The sequence below is a fragment of the Flavobacterium hibernum genome (assembly GCF_000832125.1).
Classification (GTDB): Bacteria; Bacteroidota; Bacteroidia; order Flavobacteriales; family Flavobacteriaceae; genus Flavobacterium; species Flavobacterium hibernum.
In genome coordinates this window covers 22,244-37,951 of sequence record NZ_JPRK01000021.1, presented here as the reverse complement: position 1 = coordinate 37,951, position 15,708 = coordinate 22,244, and the positions used below count along the sequence as shown (strand labels likewise).

At 32.7% G+C, this 15,708-nt stretch carries 17 protein-coding genes and 1 pseudogene; 5 read left to right on the top strand and 13 right to left on the bottom strand.

Annotation, left to right across the window (positions count from 1 at the left end):
* Positions 1 to 24: 24 nt before the first annotated feature.
* Positions 25 to 684, top strand: a pseudogene (locus tag IW18_RS20510) (magnesium chelatase domain-containing protein); the annotation flags it as partial.
* 79 nt (positions 685 to 763) lie between these two features.
* On the opposite strand, the gene IW18_RS20505 reads toward IW18_RS20510, so the two are convergent.
* Both IW18_RS20505 and IW18_RS20500 read right to left on the bottom strand, forming a co-directional pair.
* Positions 764 to 1,015: a hypothetical protein gene (locus tag IW18_RS20505; RefSeq protein WP_041520038.1), complete on the bottom strand. Its 252-nt coding sequence runs from the start codon at positions 1,013 to 1,015 to the stop codon at positions 764 to 766.
* Between the two features lie 69 nt (positions 1,016 to 1,084).
* Positions 1,085 to 1,879, bottom strand: a complete 795-nt coding sequence (locus IW18_RS20500) for a hypothetical protein (RefSeq protein ID WP_052480258.1) — start codon at positions 1,877 to 1,879, stop codon at positions 1,085 to 1,087.
* A gap of 170 nt (positions 1,880 to 2,049) precedes the next feature.
* On the opposite strand from IW18_RS20500, the gene IW18_RS20495 reads away from it, so the two are divergent.
* Positions 2,050 to 2,643, top strand: a complete 594-nt coding sequence (locus IW18_RS20495; RefSeq protein ID WP_052480257.1) for an Abi-alpha family protein — start codon at positions 2,050 to 2,052, stop codon at positions 2,641 to 2,643.
* A 4-nt stretch (positions 2,644 to 2,647) separates the two neighbouring features.
* The gene (locus IW18_RS20490) at positions 2,648 to 2,977 is read left to right on the top strand and encodes a hypothetical protein (RefSeq protein ID WP_041520037.1); all 330 of its coding nucleotides are present in this window, start codon (positions 2,648 to 2,650) and stop codon (positions 2,975 to 2,977) included.
* A 14-nt stretch (positions 2,978 to 2,991) separates the two neighbouring features.
* Here the strand turns inward: IW18_RS20490 and IW18_RS20485 are convergent, their stop codons facing one another.
* Both IW18_RS20485 and IW18_RS20480 read right to left on the bottom strand, forming a co-directional pair.
* On the bottom strand, positions 2,992 to 3,609 hold the full coding sequence (locus tag IW18_RS20485; protein WP_041520036.1) for a recombinase family protein: 618 nt from the start codon (positions 3,607 to 3,609) through the stop codon (positions 2,992 to 2,994).
* Between the two features lie 61 nt (positions 3,610 to 3,670).
* The gene (locus tag IW18_RS20480) at positions 3,671 to 4,009 is read right to left on the bottom strand and encodes a hypothetical protein (RefSeq protein WP_041520034.1); all 339 of its coding nucleotides are present in this window, start codon (positions 4,007 to 4,009) and stop codon (positions 3,671 to 3,673) included.
* 308 nt (positions 4,010 to 4,317) lie between these two features.
* Between IW18_RS20480 and IW18_RS20475 the strand changes: the two genes are divergently transcribed.
* A complete protein-coding gene (locus IW18_RS20475) occupies positions 4,318 to 4,578 on the top strand; it encodes a hypothetical protein (protein WP_041520033.1) in 261 nt (86 codons plus the stop codon).
* Positions 4,579 to 4,788: 210 nt separating this feature from the next.
* The gene (locus IW18_RS20470; RefSeq protein WP_041520032.1) at positions 4,789 to 5,118 is read left to right on the top strand and encodes a hypothetical protein; all 330 of its coding nucleotides are present in this window, start codon (positions 4,789 to 4,791) and stop codon (positions 5,116 to 5,118) included.
* A gap of 1 nt (position 5,119) precedes the next feature.
* Here the strand turns inward: IW18_RS20470 and IW18_RS20465 are convergent, their stop codons facing one another.
* From IW18_RS20465 to IW18_RS20425, 9 genes are all read right to left on the bottom strand, one after another.
* The gene (locus IW18_RS20465) at positions 5,120 to 6,151 is read right to left on the bottom strand and encodes a sigma-70 family RNA polymerase sigma factor (protein WP_041520031.1); all 1,032 of its coding nucleotides are present in this window, start codon (positions 6,149 to 6,151) and stop codon (positions 5,120 to 5,122) included.
* A gap of 94 nt (positions 6,152 to 6,245) precedes the next feature.
* Positions 6,246 to 8,936: a hypothetical protein gene (locus IW18_RS20460; protein ID WP_123902583.1), complete on the bottom strand. Its 2,691-nt coding sequence runs from the start codon at positions 8,934 to 8,936 to the stop codon at positions 6,246 to 6,248.
* A gap of 103 nt (positions 8,937 to 9,039) precedes the next feature.
* The gene (locus tag IW18_RS20455) at positions 9,040 to 11,358 is read right to left on the bottom strand and encodes a hypothetical protein (RefSeq protein WP_041520029.1); all 2,319 of its coding nucleotides are present in this window, start codon (positions 11,356 to 11,358) and stop codon (positions 9,040 to 9,042) included.
* Positions 11,358 to 12,467: a hypothetical protein gene (locus tag IW18_RS20450; protein WP_041520028.1), complete on the bottom strand. Its 1,110-nt coding sequence runs from the start codon at positions 12,465 to 12,467 to the stop codon at positions 11,358 to 11,360. Before IW18_RS20450 ends, IW18_RS20455 begins: the two co-directional genes overlap by 1 nt.
* Positions 12,464 to 12,928, bottom strand: coding sequence for a hypothetical protein (locus tag IW18_RS20445; protein WP_052480256.1), 465 nt, complete (start codon positions 12,926 to 12,928; stop codon positions 12,464 to 12,466). The genes IW18_RS20450 and IW18_RS20445 overlap by 4 nt, the downstream gene beginning before the upstream one ends.
* Before the next feature lie 2 nt (positions 12,929 to 12,930).
* Positions 12,931 to 13,332 carry a hypothetical protein gene (locus IW18_RS20440; RefSeq protein WP_041520027.1) on the bottom strand — a complete coding sequence of 134 codons (402 nt, stop codon included), beginning with the start codon at positions 13,330 to 13,332 and terminating at the stop codon, positions 12,931 to 12,933.
* Positions 13,332 to 13,952: a hypothetical protein gene (locus tag IW18_RS20435; RefSeq protein WP_041520026.1), complete on the bottom strand. Its 621-nt coding sequence runs from the start codon at positions 13,950 to 13,952 to the stop codon at positions 13,332 to 13,334. Before IW18_RS20435 ends, IW18_RS20440 begins: the two co-directional genes overlap by 1 nt.
* The gene (locus IW18_RS20430; RefSeq protein ID WP_052480255.1) at positions 13,940 to 15,118 is read right to left on the bottom strand and encodes a PBSX family phage terminase large subunit; all 1,179 of its coding nucleotides are present in this window, start codon (positions 15,116 to 15,118) and stop codon (positions 13,940 to 13,942) included. The genes IW18_RS20435 and IW18_RS20430 overlap by 13 nt, the downstream gene beginning before the upstream one ends.
* The gene (locus tag IW18_RS20425) at positions 15,118 to 15,630 is read right to left on the bottom strand and encodes a hypothetical protein (RefSeq protein WP_123902581.1); all 513 of its coding nucleotides are present in this window, start codon (positions 15,628 to 15,630) and stop codon (positions 15,118 to 15,120) included. The genes IW18_RS20430 and IW18_RS20425 overlap by 1 nt, the downstream gene beginning before the upstream one ends.
* Between the last annotated feature and the right edge of the window lie 78 nt (positions 15,631 to 15,708).

The following is a 15,708-nucleotide window of genomic DNA, read 5'->3' as shown; positions in this document are numbered from 1 at the left end:
AAAAATATTTAATGAAAGGATTTTATGTTAGTAAAAATTTACGGGAGTGCTGTTTTTGGAGTAGAAGCAACGACTATTACAGTCGAAGTGCATATGGATAAAGGGATTGGTTATCATTTAGTTGGATTGCCAGACAATGCAATAAAAGAAAGCAGTTATAGAATTGCCGCCGCGCTTAAAAATAACGGATTGAGTTTGCCAGGGAAAAAAATCACCATCAATATGGCTCCAGCCGATTTGCGAAAAGAAGGTTCTGCCTATGATTTGCCTCTAGCGATGGGGATTTTGGTTGCATCAGATCAGATAAAAGCTCCAGAAATTGAGAAGTATATTATTATGGGAGAACTTTCTCTCGACGGAAGTTTACAACCCATTCGCGGTGCACTGCCTATCGCAATAAAAGCAAAAGAAGAAGGATATAAAGGTTTCTTTCTTCCAATTCAAAATGTAAAAGAAGCTGCTATAGTTACTGGTTTAGATGTTTATGGAGTTGAAAAACTACAAGAAGTAATTGACTTTTTTGCAGGAAAGGGAACTCTTGAACCGACTATAATTGACACGCGAGAAGAATTTTATAAAATGCTGGATTTTCCTGAATTTGATTTCTCTGATGTTCGTGGGCAGGAAAGTATAAAACGCTGTATGGAAATTGCTGCTGCCGGAGGTCATAACATTATAAAAATATAGCAAAGAAATACCACTTATTAAATATCTGACTATCAAATATTTAATATCTTTAAATATTGAAAAGTGCTATTTATTATTAAATATTTTGTTCGAGGTAACGTTGACATCTACTTGAATATGCAAATGTTGCTATATATAAAACGCCAAAGTTACCATCCTGTATTGAGTGTTTAATTGCTATATTTCCTAGTTTACCAGTTACATCATTTATTAGGGCTGTATATTCGTTTGATAGTTGTATGCGATTTAAATTACTTCCCTTAATCTTATCAAAAGACATTATAAAATCGTCAACTACTTGTTCACATTCTGTATTAAAATTACTCATCTTATGTTGTTTTTTTATTATTATAATTTGTACAATTTATTTTTTCAGTTGTTGTATGGCAGTACCCGATTAAGTAGTTGGATTTTCACTCTTATCGTCAGAAAATGCAGATTTTATAATCTTCATTGCTGCTCTTTTTGCCTGGGTATCGCTTTTAAATTCTCTATGATAGAAGTAAAAAAAGCATTTATTATGCAAGGGAATTTCCAAGAAAATGAATTCGTTAGATGTATGAAAATAATTAAACGATTTGTTCTTTGTTGTTCCCACAATTAATGATGAAATATTCTTTGTCTTATCCTTTGTAGCAATTCTTTTACGTGCCATTCTTGCTTTTGTTGTAACCGTTCTTACCGACCCATCACGCATAAATGCAATTGAAAAAATAGATAAAAATGGTATAAATTCTGCTTTCTTATGTCTTTTGAAATCAGTCCGCAAATCCCATACTTGAAATTTAAAATCAATAATTTCCAACCATCGAATTATAATTAACCATTCTTCTGGACTATAATATCTTTTCTTTAAATCTACCTCTGAAATGATTTTTTGAACTTCTCGTTCTATAGCATTAAATAATTCGGAATTACATTTTCCACATAAGGGAATTGTAGCTTTAATGTAAGATTGGTCAAGTTGGTTCACATCAGATTTGAAAGAGGTTTTTGGATTACTTTCAAAGACCCATTTAGGTATTATATGTTCCTTGGTGAGATTTTCTTCTGCACCGCAAAACGAGCATGATGGAATTCTAATTTTATCAAAGTATCCTGTGAGATAATCGTCAAATAATTTACCCATAACATACTTGCCACGTTCTCTTGCAATTTTTCTTATTTCAAGTAATTTGGGTTCAATACTCATATACGATTAAATGTTTTTGCTAATTTAATATTTTTTATCGGACACGTATAAAGAGTTGTTTTACGTTTATAAACAAAATACGTTAATAATAATAGTCATTTCAACAGCACTGGCGACTTTAATTCCATTAACTTTACAAGACTAACATTCAGTTTAACCAAAAGTAAGATATGGAAAATACAAAGTTTGATATCACTTCAACAGCAATTGAAAAAGGAATTGACTTAATCGCTGGATTTATTGAAAAACTTGCTGGTTCTTCATTAGAAGAAGCTGGACTGCTGTTATCTGATAAGATACGAACCAGAAGATTAAGAAACCAGATAAAAATATTTTCAGATGCAAAGAGGATTGCTGAGGAAAATAATCTATCAATAAAACATATTAATCTTAAAACGCTTATTCCACTCTTAGAATTTTCATCACTTGAAGAGGATGAGACCTTACAGAAAAAATGGTCGAATCTTATAGTAAAATTTAGTGATGCAAATCAGCATTATGAATCATCAATATTTCCTTTCATTTTAAATCAATTATCAGCGAGTGAAGCAATCGAGTTAGATAGAATTCAACTTAAAAAAGGAATCAGGTCTACATCTTTCAGAATTAGTGAAATACAAATCTCAAATTTAAAAAGACTCGGATTAATAGACCGAATTATAAATGAAGGATTTATGTTTAGTGAAGAAGAAAATTCGCCCGTATATTATTCAGTAACAGAAATTGGAATTCAATTTATTAATTGTTGTTCATCAATAAAATAAAAGTATGCAAGAAGAAAATATAACAATAAACGATAAAAAATTTACCGTTACATTTGCCACGGATAAAGAAGTGGTCAAACAAAGAGTTGAAGATGGTTTAGCTGTACTTCTTATTACCTACATTCCGAATCGAGACGAAAGTTTGACGCAAGAACATTGTGAAAATATAGTGAATGATATGTACCAAGATATTCTAACAAATGTTAAGAAGTACATTAATAGTAAGGCTTATGAAGATTATACATTCACGAATAAAATGGCCTACAATGGTTTAAAAGCTCGTAATGGAGGTTTTCAGCAATATGTCAATGATATTAGTTTTGCTATAGATTAATAGAGAAAGGTATCTTAATTGATACCTTTTTCATTTTTATCTAAAATAGTTTTAACCCTTGTTACCGTTGATAAAGACGTATCCGTTAGTTTAGCAATCTTTCGCAAAGAATTAACACCAGCTTTTAATTCTTTCACAACGTTATCATACTTCTTCAGAAAGTCCTTATCTGATGTAGTCGTTCCTTTAACCCTGCCACGAAATTTTCCTTGCGCAACTGCCACCGCTATACCTTGTGCTTGGGATTCCCTAATGTTGTTTCTGGTGAGTTCGGCCACGTTGGCCAACACATCTGCTATCATCTTGAAAATTGGATTCGGTTTATTATTAGCAAACGATTCTATTCCTAAATTTTCCACTTTTAGATTAACACTTTTAGAATTGAGGTATTGAATTGTGCTCTGGATATTGAACGCATCACGACCAATTCTGTCTATAGACTCTACAGTCAAATAATCGACCGTACCAGCTTCAATTGCTTCAATCAATAGTTGTGCTTGCGGTCGGTCATTGAATGCAACAGCACCGCTTATAACATCAATAAAGACCTGCTCATCTGGGTGTTGTTTAATCGTTTGCCTGATGGTATTTTGTGTACCGCTGGAAACCCTGACATATCGTGCTTTTTTCATAGTGCATTTGTTTAGTATATTAAGAAAACCACCTCAGCACCCAATTCTTTCAGGTTATATATTATTTATAATCTTCAATGTATTCAATGTCCTTATCCAATCTATTCTGAAGTTCATCAAAATAAACATCGGTAACTTCTTTCTTGATACTCTTAACATCTTCTATAAGATAATAACTGTATGTATCATTCCAAGCTAACACGATAAAGACCCATCCTTTATGATGATGTCCGTTAACCAATAAGAACAAACCTTTGTTCTTAACTCTAAGTACTTTCTCAACGCCCCAACTCCAAAAAACATTCTGGTTTAGTTGAAGCAGTTTTAGAGTTTCATCAACGTCGAATTCACGTTGAACCAATTCTTCGATATTCTCAAATCTTTTATTTAAATTTGCCATAGTTATATGTATTAGATTCGAAAGAATTTGGTGCTAATAAATTAAGCGGTATTAGTAGTACCGCTTTTTTATTTGGTGGTAATCTCAATATGTCAATTAACTTGTGTTCCTTTTTTGAACTATTCAAAGATACGATTAAATATTATTTGTATCCAAATTAAAGTATACTTATTTTTGAATACAATTAAAAATAATTAATCAGTGAATCTATTAGCCTGATAGTGTATTCATTGAATAGGGTCTAATTTGAATACAATTTTATTTGTAAACAAATTACTATATTTATACACTAACTAATAAAACAGGATATGACGCACAGTGAAGCATTAGAAGAAATAAATAGAAGAATTGGTGGCTGGTTTGGAACTGCTGACAAAATATTTGGTGGCCACAAAATGGATGAAGACCGAGCAAAAGAAGCACGAAAATTAGCTGCTGCATCAGGTGTAACACTTGATGAAATTGTTCAAATGGCTGATGAATATTTTGATAAAGAGAACTTGCACGCTGAACTTCGTGAAAAAAATATGAAGCGAATCAAAAAGCTTTTCGGTACTAAGCTACAGTAAGAAATTAACCACCTTAAAGGTGGTTTTTTTATCTCTAAATGTGAAATCTGGCTGGAATCGACTTTTATGCACGCATTTCTATACTTTTGAACTACTTTCAACTAACATCATGAACCGCTTTTTGTATATGCCGTAATAATATTATTAAATTTAAGAAAAGACTTATAAAAGTAATTTGTAAATTTATCATACTATTCAAATCACAGTGGTATGTTTGGCAATCGGTTAATAAGAAATCTGGATTTTCTAAAGGAGTTCATTAAAACAAATGATTTAACTCAGAATTTCACTTGTAATTTCGATATTAAAACAAAGCAACACGAAACCTATATTGACTGCGAAGCTTTGATAACTTTTGATTCTTCGAAACGAGAAGTTGAAATAATAGTAAGTGCCAATATTGATACAGGTATATTTCCAATTTCATTTCAATTAAAAAAGCACCAATTGGACATTGAGTATGATGCATTAATAATTTATGGAAAGAATCCCACTATAGGATTGTATAAAGCTATCATTACACCGTATGAGAATATTTAACCTATTTAATATTATTGTTCATATTGTATATGATTTGTTCAATTCTCTTAACTGACAATTCGTATTTTTCGCCAAGTATAATGTATCTTAATTCTTTGGTTATATCATCATCAATTGCATTGTAGGCTTCGTATATTTCAATATCTCTTAATATCATTGAAGACAAGATTCCATTCTTTACGAATTGAAATGTCATTGTTTCGTTTTTTTTTAATAATTCGTATCTGTTCATCTTTTTAGTTGATGTTGTTTTTTCTTTTAGTTTTTTTAAAGCATTTAATTTTATTTCGTTTATCCTTTGTCTGGTTAGATTAAGTTCTTCACTTACTTGCTGAGTGGTCATAGATTCATCTTGTTCACTCCCATAGTTATAAAGCATTCTAATGACCTTTCTTTCTTGTGGATTCAAATATTCCATATAATGCTTCAGTTTGTTTTTCTTTTCATCAATATCTGATTCTTCAATATCAAATGGACAATTTATATTGGTTTCATCTTCAATTCTAACTGTGTTTGGTTTTGAAAAAAAGTAATGATTAATTTCAGATGTAGAGAATTGATTTAAGGCTTCAATATCATTTTCGAACACTTCGTATTGGTTCTTTTGATATAATTCATTTACAGCCTTTGCTATTTTATTATCAGACATTATTTTATTATGTGGACTTCTAATTGTACTACCAGCTTTTATGATAAACTCGGTTATTGCTCTCTTAATCCAGAAACTTGCATAGTATGAAAACTTTACATTAAAATCGGAGTTATATCTTCTGGCTGCTTCCATTAAACCAATGTTTCCCTCGCTTATTAAATCATCTAATTCAATTGCATCGGATTTTTGTAGAATTGATTTATATTGTTTTGCAAAATGGACAACCAATTTTAGATTGGATGTAATTATTTTATTGAATGCTGTTTTATCATTTTGATTAATTAAGATGTATAAATCTTTTATTTCATGATTGGTGAGAATATCAAATTTTGATAAGTCTTGATAATACTTTTTGTTAATAATTTGTTTTTCGTGGTTCATATATTTGTTTACATATAAATACCTTAGAAAATCAAAAAGGACAGATTAAAACTAAAAAACCTTCAATATTTTTTAGGTACTGAAGGTTGTTTTATTATTGAAGGTTAGCGTAGTTTTCTATTACCTGAACCCTATTCTGTTGCGATGTTATATCAGTTACATTCACAACTGGTGCTGGCAATGTTGAATTGGCTTTTGCTATTGAATTGGCTAGCTTTTCGTAGTCGATTGAATAACTTGCATTGGCTTGTGAATAGCTTGGCGAACCAACGTAACCACCGTTTGCAAATCCTGGCACTCCGATTGATTGAAAGAACCTGTGACCACCTGCTCGTGCTTGTTGTTCTTGGTTTAAAATAACCTCACCTTGTTTAACATAAGCAAGTGTATCATCACCATTTGATAAAGGAACTACGTTTGAACCGTTATTGATTAAACCGTTTCTTAGTGTTGGTATTGCTCCACCTTCAGCACGTGTTGGAACACTTGCTTCTTTTGTTGATGTAATCTTTTTCACGTTTGCGATACCTGCCGCAACGGCCGCACCAGCCGCAATTGCTCCCAATACAGGACCTACAATTGGAATACCAGACATTGCAGAATATGCACTGGTTGCCGCTTTATAGGTGTCCATTGTTGCTTGTGCAACTGCCATTGCTTTACCAGCTTTAGATTCCTTACCTAAGATTGTTGCAAGATTTCCAAGTGTATCTGATGCTAATTGAAGTTTATTTTCTTGAACACTTCTTTCAATTCCTTTTTGAATTGTAGCATGCTTCTGTTTAATTAAATCAGTGTCAGCACCAGTTTTTTCGGCTGATGCAAGCTCTGCTTCATAACGAATTTGTTCCTGTTGTGTTTGAAGTTCTAAATCAAATGCGAATGCTTCACCATCAGCTATAATCTTATTCTGTAAATCAAGTTCTTTCTTTGCTTTATCCTCTTCTTCTTTTTGAAGTTCAACAGCTTTCTTATCGGCCGCATATTTATCATCAATTGCTTTAATGGCAAGTGCATATTCTTCTGCATTGATAACACCATTCTGCAAACGAACTGTTTGTGCTGATGCTTCTGCTTCGCTAATCTTATTTAAACGGTCAAGTTCCTGTTGATATAATGTATCGTTCAGGAACTTACTAGCATCTAGTTTGGTTTGATTAGTGGCAAGAAATATTTCAAGTTCCTTATCAGCATTAGCGATTGCTATATCAACTTGCATCTTCGCAAATTCATTTGTGATATTTAACTTATCGGTTTCATATTTCGTTTTTGAAATTTTTCCAGCTTTATATTCTGCTTCAAGATTTGCAAGTCTTTTATCTTTTAAGGTTGTTTCATATGCCAATTGTTCTGACATTGTTTTCTTTCTCTCCCCTTCTGAAGCAATATAAAGTTCAAGTTCTTCTTGGTTCTTTTGAATTACTTTATCAGATGCCGCTTGTCTAGCCGCTGTTGCTTTATCAGCATTCTCTTTTGCTTTATCGGCCGCTTCTTTTCTAAGTGAATTCAAGTTGGCCAACTGTTCAGATTCTTGGCCTGTGATACGTTCTTGAATATCTGATATACCAGTTAATGCTTCAGCTCTAAGATTTAATGCTTCAGTTGTTTTACCTTCAGATGCAATTGTTAAGTCAGCCACTTTCAATCTTAGATTAGCAATCTTCATTTCCTCAGCACTTTGTTTTTTTAAAGTTGTCGCCAAAGCTTCGTTCGCTTTCATTCTTTCTGGAATTGATTTGCTTTCATCATCCCTAAGCTGTCTTAATTTCTCTGCCTGCTTCTGGTAATCTAATTGAATCTTTTGTGCCTTACGTTCTTCTACTTGTAGTTTAGATGTGGCAATTGATAAATCGGCCGCTGCTTTTGCTCCTTGTTTAACTGAGTTGGTAAAGCCATCAACACTAGCGGCCGCATCTTTAAACCCTAAAAACTTTAAAGCGGTTGAAACACCTTTGGCCGTTTTCTCAATTATCTTAACGGCCGCATCAAAGTATGCAATGAAAGCGTTACCCATAAACTCACCTAATGGTTTCACTAACTTATAAAGTGCTTTGAATACACCTGAAACAGTTGCGGTAACTCTAGCTAATTTTTGTGAACCTTCTTCTGTTGAATTCATTGCACCAGTCATAAACTTAAATGCTCCAACAACTAACCCAACTACAATTGCTATTGCCGCAATGGCCGCACCTAATGGGGTTGCAATAAAAGCTAATGATGCTTTAATCATTCCACCAATTGCTGTTGTGATTGTTCCGAACGCACCTTTAAGCATTGGAGCAACACCACCTGCTTCTTTGGATTTCTCCATGAAACCACCTAGACCACCATTGAATATATTAAGTTCAGCAAAAGCTTCTTTGATTTGGTTTTTATAGTCACCAATCGCCATTTTTTGTTGCTCGGCCGCACTGACATTTGATTTTATGTATGCAGTGTTTTCATCAATCTTTTTGTTTAAGGCCGCCAATGCTTCAGCACCTTCTTCAGTGGAAGTGTTCAACTGATTTCTGATTGCCTTTAACTGTTTATTGTTTTCAGTTGCGGCATCGATGGATACAATTTCTTTATCAATAGCTTCAGTTAAAGCCTCAGTGCCATTTGCAAATGCGTTTGTTGAAGTGGTTAATTGCGTGACAACATTCTTTTGTTGTCCGTACAGAGTTTGCAGTCTTTTAAGTTCAACTTCATTCTTTGTGAATGCGTCAGTTGACTGCTGATTTGTTGCGGTTAATTCTTTTTGGGATTGTTTAATTTTATCAATCTCAGCACGTGTTGCTGTCATTTTAGCAATCAGTGCTGATGTATTGATATCCAATTGTAGAACCTCTACTTGGTTTGCCATTCTAATTCATAGTATTATCTTTTTATGTTATTGTTTGTGTTCCTTACTCGTAGATTGATTCAAGAAGTATTTCTTTTGGTGCGTTTGAGCTGACCTGACTTGGTGAAAAATAAAGTACAGCACCGCTTGACATTATCTTATTATAGACATTGAAGAAATTAAATCTTGTTGCATCTAATAAAATCCCTCCACCAGTAGCAGTTGTTGCAACTCTACCAGTTCTAAATTTGTACAGGTTTCCGACATTGGTAATATTCTCAATGGTTGTCATAGTACCATTGATTCGCATAAAGGTTGCTTCCAATTCAAGTTGGGTATATCCGTCTTCTATCAGTATTTCATATGTTAAGTAAAAGCCACTACTATCTTGATAAGGCGTTACTGCTGTTGCATTTAATGGTGCAGGTGGTTGAACTCCTGTACTACTTAGTGGATTATCAATTTGAATTAATTCGACGCTTGTACTTTTATTTAGTTGAAAGTTGATGATTTTATTTACTAAGAAATATGCACCTAACTGTTTTATGAAATACAATTTGCTAAAATCAAAATCAATCACATCAAGGTAAGTCAGCCATACATTAGCTGTAACAATCTTAGCATTGTCCAGAATTTTATTGAACTCACTATAGTATTTGCTTACAGTGTAATTAAATGATTGATTAGTAGTTGATTCTTCTGGAACTACATAAGCTTTTGCTCTTGTTGCTTGTGACTGTGAACCAAACCATTTTCCAGCAGGATAATTTTTATTAGTGTATGTCATCCAATAAAACCTACTCGATAAAGATTTATAATTTACTTCACCTTCATCGTTAATCTCCTTATCCCAATACTTGTATAAATTTGACTCGTATCCCAGATTAGAAGTTTTGTCTTCTTCTTTAGCATAAACCTTGGATTGAATAACTACTTTCGAATCATTTAAATTTTTATTATTCACCGTGATATAACCGTCATCATAGTTAACATTATCCGAATTATATTTAAGTGCTAATTGATTCGACTGCGCATAAGTGCCGTATAAATATGATTCACTACTTACGGATTGGAATTTATCTGACCAATCAATAGTATTGTTTTCGTTTATTATCTCGGATAAGTTTTTGAATGTGTAATGATTTCTATACTTATCTTTATACATAGTCAATCCATACTTCCAAAGTATTTCATTTAGAAACTCTTTTACTTTGAATTCACCTAATGCCTTTCTGGAAGTTTCAGAACTTGTTGATACAAACTTGTATTGAAGGTGAAACCACAATGGTATTGGTATCAGCCAGTCACTAATTCCGAACCGTAGAGGATATACAATATTTCCAAGTGTAGTCGTGGCAACTATTTTTAACGTATCACCAGCATTCATTGGAACTTGCGTACTTCCGCTTGTCTCACTATCACTAAAAGAAAGTGGATAATAGAATGTGTCATTGACTAACACTTTTGGAAGTAGTCTTTGATTTTGATAGAAATAACTGCCTGAATCAACGTCTGCAAAGATTGACCAGAAATATGATACTTCATAAATACCTGAAGAATCAACTGTGAATCCGATTGTATCAGCATCGAATGAACCGCCACCTGTAACACCGCTTGTTACGTTATGTTTAACACTTACAATATTTGGCTGTATAGCACCACCATAAGAATAGTGTTCACCCGAACCATTGTAAATTACTTGATTTACCTCAGTTCCATCATTTTTTCTTAGATAAGAAATGTATGTGTTTTTAAAATCATCTGTATCAAATATGCTACCGTCATAAGTCGCATTTGCATATTCAAATGTTTTATCCAACAGATACCCAATCTTGGTTGACGGAACTAAATAATCGATGTTTACTGTATCGTTCATCGTACCACCATTTGATGAATATTGTGATTGTCCATTATAATCTGCTACGATATATTTGTACTGCAAATCATCACCAAATGATGCAATAACATTTTCAATATTTTTAGTGTGGTCAATTTCATCAATTGATAAATTAGCAAGAGTTATATTTTCAATCGCCTTATACAAATCAATTGCCCCGTCATAGATACTGATGTTATAGAAACCATCGGTTTGGTTAACTAATGCCCAACCATCATAGATTAAAAACTCATTGCCAATCAAATACTTCGCAGTGTTCTTTTGATAAGGGAACTGTGAGACATTCCCTGATACACCAAGCCAGTCAAAAGTTTGAATATTCTTTGGTGTTTTTGGTACTTTGATATTCTTTGTGAAATTAGTCTGACGGTTTTCAATGTTAACCAAATCATTTACCTGAAGTGTTCGGGCAAACGCACTTTCATCAGTTGCAAGCTCAATTTCAACTTCGTTTATAAAAAGTCTTTCTCTTTCAATTAATGACATTATAATGTTTGGGTATAAATAGCTGGTAATGTTATTGTCAAATCCATTTTATTATTTGTGGATTTATTAGTATTTGTTGTTGAACCATCATTGATAGTAACCCCAATAAATTTGTTTATATCTGTTTTATTAAATGGTTTATCAGATACATACATTTCAACCATAGGACTGGTTAAGATTGAAGTGATATATTCTTTCTCTTGTGAAGTGTATCGAGTTGAAACTTTAAGGGTCTTGCTTGCAGATTTTCCAGCAATGCGACTTGTTGCGCTCACATTCTGCAAATTATCCCATCCACCATTTAAATCATCAAGTGTCTTTGTTTGGATTGTTTCAGTATAAACTGGGTCAAACAACCAATAGCTATATGAACCCGAATTATTAAACCATTTTAGGTAAACACCGCTTCGTGAATTATTTCTTTTAATGGTGATGTTTGAATTAAAACTTCCATTCACCCACAATTCAACAAGGTTTTCTGTAGTAGACAATCCCAGAAAATTTGAAGCATATTCATTCTTTCCACCATCCGATAAATAAACTCGCTGAGTTCCGAATGTTTCGCCTGTAAAAGTTGGTGATTGACTGATTGTTGTAATATTTCTAAAATAATATGTTGCACCTTCTGGAATGCCGTAAATGGCAAAATCTGTCGGATATCCTTCGAAGTACGGCAGAAAATAATCCGTTTTATTATTCGTTGGCAATAGGACTCTAATCGATTTTTCTACCTCAGATTTTTCACGATATCCAATTAATTGTTCAACCGACTTAATAAACTGCCAGCTTGGAATAGTTTCTTCGTATGTGCTATTATTGTACACACGAATAACTGGTTGCAAATTGTAGTTTAGCGTATTGTCTTCATATACATAAGCCGCTGTAAAGTCAGGTAATATTGAATCTTTAAATTGATTTTCATTTATAAGAACAGATACGATTGGTTTTAAGTTATATGTGAATATACCACCGATTGGATAAGTTTTAAATACGTTAGTTCCAACATAAATATTTGAATATGTTACGCCCGTAAGTGTTGAGGAATATTCTATAATTGAATCATTGTAGGCTGGATTTATTGTTAACGGTTGTTTTGTAAAATTTATCATTGGTTTTCTTCTAAACTGCCTAACATCTGGTTAAGCTCCCAAACAAATAATTGAACATTTATTTGAGAAATTTTTGTCATTATGTCTTGTATTCTCTGCGGTGTAATAACCTGCTTATAAATCTGTAGTTGCGATTCTTTCCGTGTTCCTTCTTTAGCAATTTTTCGAGCAATCAAATAAGCAAGTGTTGAAATCTTCATGGTAGATTCAATTGGCTTAATCCCTTTTTGCTCTAGCCATTTTTCAATCGCTTCAATTGGCGGCATCTTCCCAGCTCTACGGCCAGCTAAATATTCATAACCAAAAAGAGTTGCTTTATTTGGTTCGTACTTTAGTTCTAAGCCGTTTTCAAACTCACCTGAAGTTCTTTTGCCTGAAGCGTTATAAACTGCCAGTATATCGGCTTTAATCGCTTCCATCTCTTCAATCAAAATACGTTGATTTTCATCTTCGATATTCATTCTTAATCAATTAATGTGATGTTATAATTGACCAGAATACCGTCAAGGTTAAAATCAAATCTGTTGATTACCTCAGTCGATTGGAACTTGTTTATTTGCAAATCAGAACACAATAAAGAATCTTTGATTGCTTGTGTGCTTGTAGTAATTAAAGGCTTTATATAAGTTTCATATTTGGTTGTGTACTCTTCATCAACATCAGATGAAAAGAGTAACATAAAATATCCTGAGAAGGTCTGCGTTTCATTTCCAGAATCGGAAAATCTACTTTCAATTGTAATGGGGTCGATAAACAAATGAACTTTTTCGGTAGTAGCTTTATTATATAAGTTTTGATAATCAGAAGGTGCGTATTCAAAGACCCAATCATTATCACTAGCAATGTTTTTTAAAATGTCATACATTAATTTTTAGCTTGTTTATTCTTTTGCAATTCAGCAATTTCAGACTGAATCTTATTTTTTTCGTTATCCATACGTAACTTTGTAAAAACAGTCATATATGGTAATTTTTCTATTGCTTCCCATTGAAGAAGATTTCCATTTGCTAGTGAATCCAGAACGTTTAAAACCCCGAACTTTCCCATCCTTTGCTTAGCATTAACAGCTTCAACAATTACATCAAATGAATCATCAAATAGTTCGTTAGTTTCCATATTATTTATCTCGATTAACTCACTTTTCATATAGGAAATAATACCATAGAATTGTGTGATTGTAAAGTTCAATATGTCTTTATCTTTTAACCCAGTAATTATTTTAACTGAATCAATCATGGTAAATATCGATGGTTGATTAAAGTTTTCTCTGATGTTTGTAACGTCTTCAAAAGACATTTCTCGAACAGCAATTATTTTAATAGTCTTAGAGTTTTTTTCAGATGTCTTTTTATACCATTTATAGTTAGGGTTTTTGATTTCCTTTAATGGATTTAATAAATCTAAAATCATCAAATAGTCATAGACAAGACTTTCATCCTGAAGTTGAAAGAAGTCCTTAATTTTATAATTGATTATCTTTTCCATTTCGAATATTTCAAATTAAAGTGTGTGCTTTTTTTGCTAAACTTCATTAAGAAGAAATATCTTAATGCATCTATTATGTGGTTATAAGTATCAATTGGAACAGATGTTGAATTTCCTTCTTTGTCCTTCATCCAAGTATAATTTTGAAACTCCTTAATTAAGTTTAGGCTTCTGGAAGTAACTCGTAAATTTTGTTCTTGAATAAGTTGCAGACCGTAATTGATTGAGTCTTTTCCTTTCATGACTGGTAGAACCTTTAAACCGTAATACTTCAATTCAGCAATTGATTTTGGTTCGGCCGAATCCGCATAGATTACTGTATTCTTTGCTTCACTTGACTTGATGAGAGAAGCCAACTGACTGTTTAATAATCCTTTTTGATAAACGACTTCATCAATTATTATTTCTCCATTATAGCGATAAACGCTAACCAACGCTGTTGGGTCATTTGTAAAACCAAAATCAAGCCCTGAACCAAGTAATTCAGCATTTAAAGGAACTGAATCAATTTCTGTCCAATCAGTAATGATTGCACCAGATTGGATACCAAGCTGACCTAATCCCATTACTTTCCAACGGTTTGCAAAATATTCAGAAGTAGATGCTTTCTCTTTCCAAGTTTCAATTTCTGTTACAATTTTAATATCTAAAAATTCATTGTCTTTGTAGGTTACAATTAAAAAATCGACATTATCTTGACCAATTAAATCAGTGTGTGCGTAAAATGGTGCGGTTGGATTGTAGTCGAGAAATGTGAATTTTTTGGTTCTAATATTTAATTCCTGAAATGCTTCAAATGAAATATTATTCGCTTCATTTATAAATAGAATATCACGACGTGAACCACGTAATTTTGTTGAATCATCAGCAGAAAAGAATTCAAATGTTGAGTCATTTAGTTGATAGGTTCTATCTGTTTTATTGTGAAACTTTTCATCATACAGACCCATTTTAGTAATAATATCTTGAAAGTCTTTGTAAGCCCCACGTTTAAGAACTGGAATCGATTCTGCAACAACACTTATCAATACATCACGTTTAAGTGCATAAAGAATTAAGTAATGTAATATTGAATATGTTTTACCTGCTGACGTTCCACCTTGAATGCAACGGATTGGTTTTTGAAGTGCTGCTATTTTTGTAAAAGCAGTTGTTGGTGTAATCATTAAAACGGCAATTCATCTTCTTTTTCGTTATCGGTTAATGATTTAACTTCTTTTGGTTTTGGTAATTGAATTGGTTTTACTTCTTCGAAATCAGCATTAATAAGATTATCAATTAGTTTTCTTTGCTCTTCAGTACCAGCCTGAATATTAATTACCGTAGATTGTTCGTTTCTATTGATGTTTTCAGAGATGTGTTTAAGATTCCATTCCGTGAACTTACGTTCCATAATCCAAGCGTACCTTGTCCACTGGCCATTGTTATCTTCCATCATCTTTTTTGATAGCAATTGCTTCTGTCTTATTAATGCTAGATTTATACACGCCACAAATTCTTTTCCGACTTCCTCATTTGGGGCATATTTCCCAGACTTCCATTTTTCAAAAGTTGATGTTGATATTTGATTTTCTTCTGGAAGTCTTCGATTTACTAGAAATACAAGGTCTTTATCTGATAAAAAAAGTATGTCTTCTTCATTCAAAATATTCACTAATTCAGCGACCCATTCTTGCATTTTAAAAGGTCTGCCAGCTAACCTCTTTTCTATTCCTTCATTCATATTATTGTCTTTATAATAGAATAATACTATTGT